The sequence below is a fragment of the Streptomyces sp. NPDC014889 genome, from assembly GCF_043081205.1.
Classification (GTDB): domain Bacteria; phylum Actinomycetota; class Actinomycetes; order Streptomycetales; family Streptomycetaceae; genus Streptomyces.
The window spans coordinates 1-8,603 of sequence record NZ_JBIBWH010000037.1; the positions used below are offsets into that span (position 1 = coordinate 1).

Consider the following 8,603-nt stretch of genomic DNA (forward strand, 5'->3'; position numbering starts at 1 on the left):
GGCCACCTCGCCGAGGTGCTGGAGAAGTGGCTGAACTCGGCGGACCTGCCGGTCCGCGTCTGCACCGTCGTGGAGCCGGAGCCCCTCGGCCGCGGGGGGGGGCGGGGGGGGGGCGCCCCCCCCCCCCCCCCCCCCCCCCCCCCCCCCCCCGGCACAGGGCAGGTACGGAGAGGCAACCACGGGATGGCGATCGACTGGGACCGGCGCACATGCGCACGCAAGGGGCATGTGACCTACGCACCGGACGACCCGAGGCTGCGGATCCGGCTGCACGCGCGGACCGCGCTGGGCGACGTCTGGCGCTGCCTGCGCTGCGGCGACTTCGCGCTCGGCGAGCCGCACGGCTCGGGACCGGCCGGCGACGCCCCACTGGTGCCGCGCGGCAAGGTGCTGCGGGATCTGTTCATCCTGCGGTTCCTGGCGTTCGAGCGGGCCGTGCGCGGGGTGTTCATCGTGCTGGTCGCCGTGGCGGTGTGGAAGTTCAGCAACAGCCAGGACGCGGTGCGCCGGCTGTTCAACGAGTACCTGGACGTCTTCCGCCCCGTCTTCCGGCACTTCCACTACGACCTCGACCACTCGCCCGTCGTCGGCACCGTCCAGAAGACCTTCGGCTACCGGCATTCCACGCTGCTCCTGGTGGCCGCCGTCCTCGTGGCCTACGCACTGGTCGAACTGATCGAGGCCGTCGGCCTGTGGTACGCCAAGCGCTGGGCGGAGTACCTGACGGTGGTCGCCACCGCCGCCTTCCTGCCGCTGGAGATCTACGAACTCACCGAGCACGTCAGCGCGGTCAAGATCGCCACGCTGGTCCTCAACATCGTCGCCGTCCTGTACATCGCCTTCGCCAAGCGACTGTTCGGGCTGCGCGGCGGGCGCAGGGCCTTCGACGAGGAGCGCCGCAGCGCCTCCTTGCTTGAAGTGGAGGAGTCGGCGGGCGTGACGGTCTGAGCGGCGCATCGCACTCCGCCGTTGCCTTGACGTCGGCGTCAGGGCGTACGTTCGTACGCATGCGAATCGGCGAGCTGGCCGAGCGGGCCGGGACCACGACGCGGGCGCTGCGGTACTACGAGTCGCGGGGGCTGCTGCCCGCGCGGCGGGACGCGCAGGGCCACCGCTCCTACGACGAGCGCGACCTGCGGCTGCTCAGGCAGATCAGGACGCTGCGGGACTTCGGGTTCGAGCTGGAGGAGACCCGGCCGTTCGTGGAGTGTCTGCGGGCGGGACACCCCGAGGGGGACTCGTGCCCGGCGTCGCTCGAGGTCTACCGGCGCAAGCTGGACCGGCTCGACGCGCTGATCGGCGAGCTGCGGGCCGTGCGCGAGCAGGTCGGCGCCCAGCTCGTCAGGGCAGAGCAGGCGCGGGAGGCACTGGCCGCCGACGCGGGGGTTCCGGGCGGTCCGGAGCCGAGATGCGAGCTGGGAGGGCAGCAGCGGTGATCAGGGCAGCGGGAGTGGCGGAGGTGACCGACGCGGACTTCGCGGCGGAGGTGCTGGGCGCGGACCGGCCGGTGCTGGTGGAGTTCACGGCCGACTGGTGTCCGCCGTGCCGGCAGATGGGGCCCGTGCTCAGCGCACTGGCCGCCGAGCAGGGCGAACGGCTGAAGGTGGTCCAGCTCGACGTGGACACCAACCCGGACACCACGAACGCGTACAAGGTGCTGTCGATGCCGACGTTCCTCGTCTTCCGTGCCGGCGAACCGGTGAAGTCGATGGTGGGCGCACGGCCCAAGCGGCGGCTGCTGGAGGAACTGTCCGACGTACTGTGACCTGCCGGGCGGGACCCGCCGGACGGGTCGTGACAGCGGGCCGGAGAATGAGAAATCCCCCGGGCAATTGCGCCCGGGGGATTTCTCTGCGTATATTCGGTGATTCGCGACTCGATATTCATCAGGTCACGAAGAAGTTCAGTGAGCACAGTATATCCCGGCGGGAGCCGAATTGTCAAACACCGAATTTCCAGACGGTGAATTGCGGCAGGAGCAGGAATTCATCGACGGACTGTACGCGCGCGTGGACGTGCTGCGCGGTGACACCGAGACCTCCGTCACGGACGCGCTCGCGCAGGGCGACACGCCCATGCAGGCCCGGCTGGAGCGGGACATCCTCGTCGCCGAGCGGTCGGGGCTGCTGGCCGCGCTGAACGCCGTGGACGGTTCGCTCTGCTTCGGCCGGATCGACCTCACCGACGGCGACAGCCACCACATCGGCCGCATCGGCCTGCGCGCCGACGACAGCGAGCGCACGCCGATCCTCATCGACTGGCGCGCCGACGTCGCCCGCCCCTTCTACCTGGCCACCGGCCACACCCCGATGGGCCTGCGCCGCCGCCGGCACATCTCCACCGAGGGCCGCCGGGTCACCGCCCTGCACGACGAGATCCTCGACCTCGGCGACACCACCAGGACCGGCCACGAGGACCCGACCGGCGACGCGGTGCTGCTCGCCGCGCTCGACTCCGCGCGCACCGGGCGGATGGGCGACATCGTGCGGACCATCCAGGCGGACCAGGACCGCATCATCCGCGCGCCGCACCGCGGTGTGCTCGTCGTCGAGGGCGGCCCGGGCACCGGCAAGACCGCGGTCGCCCTGCACCGCGCCGCCTACCTGCTCTACGAGCACCGGGAGCTGCTCGCCCGACGGGCCGTGCTGATCGTCGGCCCGAACCCCGCGTTCCTCGGCTACATCGGCGAGGTGCTGCCCTCGCTCGGCGAGACCGGGGTGCTCCTGGCGACCGTCGGCGAGCTGTTCCCCGGCGTGCGGGCCACCGCGACGGACGCCCCCGAGGCCGCCGCGGTGAAGGGCCGCGCCGACATGGCCGACGTGCTCGCCGCCGTCGTACGGGACCGGCAGACGCTGCCCGATCCGGTGATCGCCATCGAGCACGACCGCGAGATCCTGATGCTCGACGACGGCCTGGTGAACGTCGCACGTGAGCGCACGCGCGCCGCGAGCCTGCCGCACAACGCGGCCCGCGAGCACTTCGAGGGCCACATCCTCAACACGCTCACCGACCTGGTCGCCGAGCGGATCGGCACCGACCCCTACGACGGCTCCAACCTCCTCGACCCCAGCGACATCACCCAGATCCGCGACGAACTCGCCGAGAACCCCGAGGTCTGGTCGGCGATCGACCGGCTGTGGCCGCGGCTGACCCCGCAGCGGCTGGTGGCGGACTTCCTCGCGGAGCCGGAGGGGTACGTCGGCGGCGAGGACGCGGCCGCGATCCGCCGCCCGGTGACGCGGGCGTGGACCGTCGCGGACGTCCCCCTGCTCGACGAGGCCGCCGAACTGCTCGGCGAGGACGACCGCCTGGCCCGCGCCCGCGCCGAGCACGAGCGCGAGACCCGGATCGCCTACGCCCAGGGGGTGCTGGACGTGTCGTACGCCTCCCGGACGTACGAGTTCGAGGACAAGGAGGACGGCGACCCGGACGCCTCGGAGGTGCTGTCCGCGCACGACATCATCGACGCCGAGCGGTTCGCCGAACGCCAGGAGGAGGAGGACCACCGCAGCGCCGCCGCGCGCGCGGCGGCCGACCGCACCTGGGCGTTCGGGCACATCATCGTCGACGAGGCGCAGGAACTGTCCCCGATGGCGTGGCGGCTGCTGATGCGGCGCAGCCCGACCCGCTCCATGACCCTGGTCGGCGACCCCGCGCAGACGGCGGAGGCGGCGGGCGTCGGCTCCTGGGCCGACATCCTGCGGCCGTACGTCGAGGACCGCTGGGAGCACACCCGCCTCGGCGTCAACTACCGCACCCCGGCCGAGATCATGGACGTGGCGGCGGCCGTGGTCCGCGCCGAGCACCCCGGCTTCGAGCCGCCCGGCTCGGTCCGTTCCACGGGCGTACGGCCCTGGGCCCGTGCCACCGACGACCTGCCCGTCGCGGTGGAGAAGGCCGTCGCCGAACTCACCCCGTCCGAGGGCCGACTCGCCGTGATCGCCCCGCGCGACCTGCACCGGCGGCTGGCCGCCCGGCTCGACGGGGTCACGGCGGGCGCCGAGCCCGACCTGACCCGGACCGTCGTCCTCCTCGACCCGCGCCAGGCCAAGGGCCTGGAGTTCGACTCCGTCCTCGTGGTCGAACCCGCCCGCTACGGCACGAGCGATCTGTACGTGGCGCTGACCCGTGCCACGCAGCGGCTGGGTGTGCTGTACACGGAGGCGCTGCCTCCGGCTCTGGCGGAGGCGTTCGGGGAGTAGGGGTGGCCGTACCGGGGGCTGCGGCCCCCGGACCCCCGCTTCGGCCTGGACGGCCTCGTCCTCGAACGCCGGACGGTTGCAGTTACGCCGGTCGCAGCCACACCGTGGCCAGGGGCGGCAGGGTCAGGCGGATGCTCGCCGATCGGCCGTGCCGGCCCTGGGGCTCCGGCTTGAGCGGGTCGGGGTGGACGACGTCGCTGCCGCCGTAGCGGGCCGCGTCGGTGTTGAGGACCTCCCGCCAGGCGGGCACGTCGTCGGGGACGCCGACGCGGTAGTCGGGGCGGACGACCGGGGCGAAGTGGGACACCGCCAGCAGCGGGGTGCCGTCGGTGCCGTAGCGCAGGAAGGCGAGCACGTTGTCGTCCGCCGCGTCCCCGGTGATCCACTGGAAACCGTCGGGGTGGACGTCGCGCGTCCACAGGGCGGGCGTGGCCCGGTAGACGGTGTTGAGGTCGCGGACCAGGTCGAGGACGCCCCGGTGGTCGGCCGCGGCACCGTAGTTCGGGTCGAGCAGCCACCAGTCCGGGCCGCGGGTCTCCGACCACTCCGAGCCCTGCGCGAACTCCTGGCCCATGAACAGCAGTTGCTTGCCCGGGTGGGACCACATGAAGCCCAGGTAGGCGCGCAGGTTGGCCCGCTGCTGCCACCAGTCGCCGGGCATCTTCGACACCAGCGAACGCTTGCCGTGCACCACCTCGTCGTGCGAGATCGGCAGCACGTAGTTCTCGCTGTAGGCGTACACCATCGAGAACGTCATCTCGCCGTGGTGGAACTTGCGGTGAATGGGGTCGAGGCTCATGTACTGGAGCGAGTCGTGCATCCAGCCCATGTTCCACTTCAGCCCGAAACCCAGGCCGCCGAAGCCGCTCGGGCCCCGGTGGTGGGTCGCCCGGGTCACGCCGTCCCAGGCGGTGGACTCCTCCGCGACGGTGACCACGCCCGGGGCGCGCCGGTACACGGTGGCGTTCATCTCCTGGAGGAACGCCACCGCGTCGAGGTTCTCCCGGCCGCCGTGCTCGTTCGGCGTCCACTGGCCCGGCTCGCGCGAGTAGTCCAGGTAGAGCATGGAGGCGACGGCGTCCACCCGCAGGCCGTCGATGTGGAACTCCTCGCACCAGTACAGGGCGTTGGCGACGAGGAAGTTGCGCACCTCGCGGCGGCCGAAGTCGAACTCCAGGGTGCCCCAGTCCGGATGCGCGGCCCGCAGCGGGTCCGCGTGCTCGTACAGGGGCCGCCCGTCGAACTCGGCCAGTGCCCACTCGTCGCGCGGGAAGTGCGCCGGCACCCAGTCCACCAGGACGCCGATGCCCGCCCGGTGCAGGGCGTCGACCAGGAACTTGAAGTCGTCCGGGGTGCCCAGGCGTGCGGTGGGCGCGTAGAAGCCGGTGACCTGGTAGCCCCAGGAGCCGCCGAAGGGATGCTCGGCGACAGGCATCAGCTCCACGTGGGTGAAGCCGAGGTCCCTGACGTACGCGGGGAGCTGCTCGGCGAGCTGCCGGTACGTCAGTCCCGGCCGCCAGGACGGCAGATGCAGCTCGTACACCGAGAACGGGGCCTCGTGCGCCGGGCGTTGGGCGCGGCGGGCCATCCACTCCGCGTCGCCCCACTCGTGGTGCGAGGCGTGCACGACGGACGACGTGGCCGGCGGCACCTCGGTACGGCGGGCCAGCGGATCGGCGCGCAGCGTCTTCGAGCCGTCCGGCCGGGTGATCTCGAACTTGTACAGTTCGCCCTCGCCGATCCCGGGCACGAACAGCTCCCACACGCCCGTCGCGCCGAGCGAGCGCATCGGGTACCCGGTGCCGTCCCAGAAGTTGAAGCCGCCGGCGACGCGTACGCCCCGGGCATTGGGCGCCCACACCGCGAACCGGGTGCCGGTCACGCCCTCGTGGGTCATCGGGTGCGCCCCGAGCGCCTGCCACAGCCGCTCGTGCCGGCCCTCGCCGATCAGATGCAGATCGAACTCGCCCAGCGTGGGCAGGAAACCGTAGGCGTCCTCGGTGTCCTGCACCGTGCCCTCGTACTCCACCTCCAGCCGGTACGCGGGCACCTCCGGCAGCGGCAGCACGCCCGAGAAGAACCCCTGCCCGTCGTCGCGCAGCCCGGCTCGCAGCTCCCCGGCGACCACGGTCACGCCCAGCGCGTACGGCCGGAACGCGCGGAACGCGACCCCGCCGGGCACCGGGTGTGCGCCGAGCACGGAATGCGGGTCGTGGTGCGTCCCCGCGAGCAGCCGCTCCCGGTCCCCGCCCGCCACGGCGACCAGGTCGGCGCCCTCCGGACGCCAGTCGGCCACGGGCCTGGGCGACACGGGTTCCGGCGCCGTGGGGCCGTCCACCGCCGGCCGGGCGGCCGCCTTCGTGGCCGGTGCCTTCTTCGCCGTCGTCGCCTTCTTCGCGGTCTTCTCGGCCGCCTTCCTGACGACGGCCCCGGCGGCCGCGGTCTTCGCGGCGGTCGCCTTCGCGGTGGTCTTCTTCGCCGCCGTCTTCTTGGCCACTGCCTTCTTGGCCGGTGCCTTCTTCGCGGCTTCCTTCTTCGGGACCGTCTTCTTCGCCGTCGTCTTCCCGGCTGTCGTGGTCTTGGCGGCCGTCGCCTTCTTCGCCACCGCCTTCTTGGCCGTGGCCTTCTTCGCGGCTTCCTTCTTCGTGGCCGCCTTCTTCGCCGGCGTCGGCTGGTTCTTCGGGTCCGAACCGCTGGACGGGGTGCGGGGGGTCACGCGGAGCCTCCTCGGCGCAGGTCGGGTGCGGTGGACGGGGGAGCTGGGGGAGAGGGTGGGTAGGGGTCAGGTCGCGTCCGGGGCGGCCAGTCGATGTACCGCGGACATTGGTACCGGCAGCCAGTCGGGGCGGTGCCGGGCTTCGTAGAGGACCTCGTAGATCGCCTTGTCCGTCTCGTAGGCGCGCAGCAGGACGGGGTCGGTGCGCGGGTCGCCGCCGCCGGCCTCGGCGTAGCCGGCGCAGTACGCGGCGCGGCAGGCCTCGGCCCACTCCGGTGCCGGCGGGCCGCCCGCCGAGTGGGCCGCGTAGTCGAAGGAGCGCAGCATCCCGGCCACGTCCCGCACCACGGGCTGGGCCATCCGCCGCTCGGCCAGCGGTTTCGCCGGCTCGCCCTCGAAGTCGATCAGCCACCACTGTCCTGACGGTGAGCGGAGGCACTGCCCGAGGTGGAGGTCGCCGTGGATGCGCTGGGCGGTCCAGGTGTGGCCCTCGGCCGCCAGATCGGCCAGCGCCTCGAACGCGGAGCGCAGACCGGGGACGTAGGGTCCGAGCGCGGGCACCGCCTGCGCGGCCGAATCCAGGCGTTCGGTCATGCCGTTCACCAGGGATTCGAGCTGCATGTGGCCGAGGGTGACCGTCGGCAGCGCGCGGGCCAGCGCGGTGTGCACCTCGGCGGTGGCGCGTCCCAGCGCCCGCGCCTCGCCGCTGAAGTCCTCGCCCTTGGCCAGTTCGCGCAGTGCCAGCTCCCAGCCGTCCGAGGCGCCCTGCACGAAGGGCTGGAGCACTCCGAGCACGTACGACTCGCCGTCCAGCTCCGCCGTCATCCAGGCCGTCGGCGGCGGCACCCGCGAGCAGCCCTCCCGGGCGAGGGCCAGCGGCAGTTCCAGGTCGGGGTTGATGCCGGGCAGCACCCGGCGCAGCAGTTTCAGGATGAACGTATCGCCGTAGACCACCGAGGAGTTGGACTGCTCGGCGGTGACCACGCGGGGCACCAGGTCGGGGCGTATCTCGTCCCGCCGTTCGAAACGGAGTCCGCCGATGCGGGCCCGGGTGCGCAGGGCCTCCAGGATCACCTCGGCGGGCCGGGGATCGTACAGGGCGTCGTACACCGTGCGGCCGGCGAGCGGGCCCTCGTGCACGTGGCCGATCAGCGCGGGCGCCAGCCGTGGGGGCAGCGCCTCGCGGACCCCTATGAGCAACTGGTAGCAGTCACCGGGGTGCGGAACGGTGCCGTGCACGGACGAGAGCGGCTGGTGGGCGCGTACGAGCAGGTGGTAAAGGCCCAGCTTCCGGTCGCCCGGCAGCAACTCGGTGGCGGCGACCAGCGAGAAGCCCGTCACCGGACGGCCCTTGCCCGCGAACCAGCGCTGCCGCGGCAGCCACTCCCGCAGCAGCGGGTCCAGTGACGCGAGCAGACCGGGGCTGCCCGTGGTGACAGAGCGTGTGACGGCTTGCGACATGGCGTCCGACATGGCGTCGCGTCCAATCGCTGGTCGGGTGTGACTGACGCGTGCCCAGGGGCGGGGCGCAGGAAACGCCCGCCCCGCCCCCTGGGGCACCGCAGGTTCTAGGCGGCCGCCTCCCGGCGCAGCCGGAACCAGTAGAAGCCGTGGCCCGCCAGGGTCAGCAGGTACGGCAGTTCCCCGATGGCCGGAAAGCGCACCCCGCCGATGAGCTCGACCGG

The 8,603-nt window shown here is 72.6% G+C and carries 7 protein-coding genes and 1 pseudogene; 5 read left to right on the forward strand and 3 right to left on the reverse strand.

The features are described 5' to 3' along the window. From ACF09J_RS35880 to ACF09J_RS35900, 5 genes and pseudogenes are all read left to right on the forward strand, one after another. Positions 1 to 144: pseudogene (locus ACF09J_RS35880) on the forward strand (nucleotidyltransferase family protein); the annotation flags it as partial. 39 nt (positions 145 to 183) lie between these two features. Then, positions 184 to 948: a DUF2127 domain-containing protein gene (locus tag ACF09J_RS35885; RefSeq protein ID WP_392309652.1), complete on the forward strand. Its 765-nt coding sequence runs from the start codon at positions 184 to 186 to the stop codon at positions 946 to 948. Positions 949 to 1,007: 59 nt separating this feature from the next. Continuing rightward, positions 1,008 to 1,436: a MerR family transcriptional regulator gene (locus tag ACF09J_RS35890; protein ID WP_392309648.1), complete on the forward strand. Its 429-nt coding sequence runs from the start codon at positions 1,008 to 1,010 to the stop codon at positions 1,434 to 1,436. 14 nt (positions 1,437 to 1,450) lie between these two features. Beyond that, entirely contained in the window at positions 1,451 to 1,765 is a 315-nt protein-coding gene (locus ACF09J_RS35895; RefSeq protein ID WP_392309653.1) for a thioredoxin family protein, read from the forward strand. 202 nt (positions 1,766 to 1,967) lie between these two features. Beyond that, positions 1,968 to 4,202 (forward strand): HelD family protein, encoded by a 2,235-nt coding sequence (locus ACF09J_RS35900; RefSeq protein ID WP_392309649.1) that lies wholly within the window; start codon positions 1,968 to 1,970, stop codon positions 4,200 to 4,202. An 82-nt stretch (positions 4,203 to 4,284) separates the two neighbouring features. On the opposite strand, the gene glgB is transcribed toward ACF09J_RS35900, so the two are convergent. The 3 genes from glgB to ACF09J_RS35915 all read right to left on the reverse strand — a co-directional run. Then, positions 4,285 to 6,918 (reverse strand): 1,4-alpha-glucan branching enzyme, encoded by a 2,634-nt coding sequence (glgB, locus tag ACF09J_RS35905; RefSeq protein ID WP_392309650.1) that lies wholly within the window; start codon positions 6,916 to 6,918, stop codon positions 4,285 to 4,287. A 66-nt stretch (positions 6,919 to 6,984) separates the two neighbouring features. Next, positions 6,985 to 8,379 carry a maltokinase gene (locus ACF09J_RS35910; RefSeq protein ID WP_392309651.1) on the reverse strand — a complete coding sequence of 465 codons (1,395 nt, stop codon included), beginning with the start codon at positions 8,377 to 8,379 and terminating at the stop codon, positions 6,985 to 6,987. 107 nt (positions 8,380 to 8,486) lie between these two features. Continuing rightward, positions 8,487 to 8,603 (reverse strand): alpha-glucosidase C-terminal domain-containing protein (locus ACF09J_RS35915; protein WP_392309654.1); only part of this gene is annotated, 117 nt, incomplete at its 5' end.

Excerpts from the sequence above, each read along its gene's own strand:
- ACF09J_RS35885 (WP_392309652.1), top strand. The coding sequence starts at position 184 with ATGGCGATCGACTGGGACCGGCGCACATGCGCACGCAAGGGGCATGTG.
- ACF09J_RS35890 (WP_392309648.1), top strand. The coding sequence starts at position 1,008 with ATGCGAATCGGCGAGCTGGCCGAGCGGGCCGGGACCACGACGCGGGCG.
- ACF09J_RS35910 (WP_392309651.1), bottom strand. The coding sequence starts at position 8,379 with ATGTCGCAAGCCGTCACACGCTCTGTCACCACGGGCAGCCCCGGTCTG.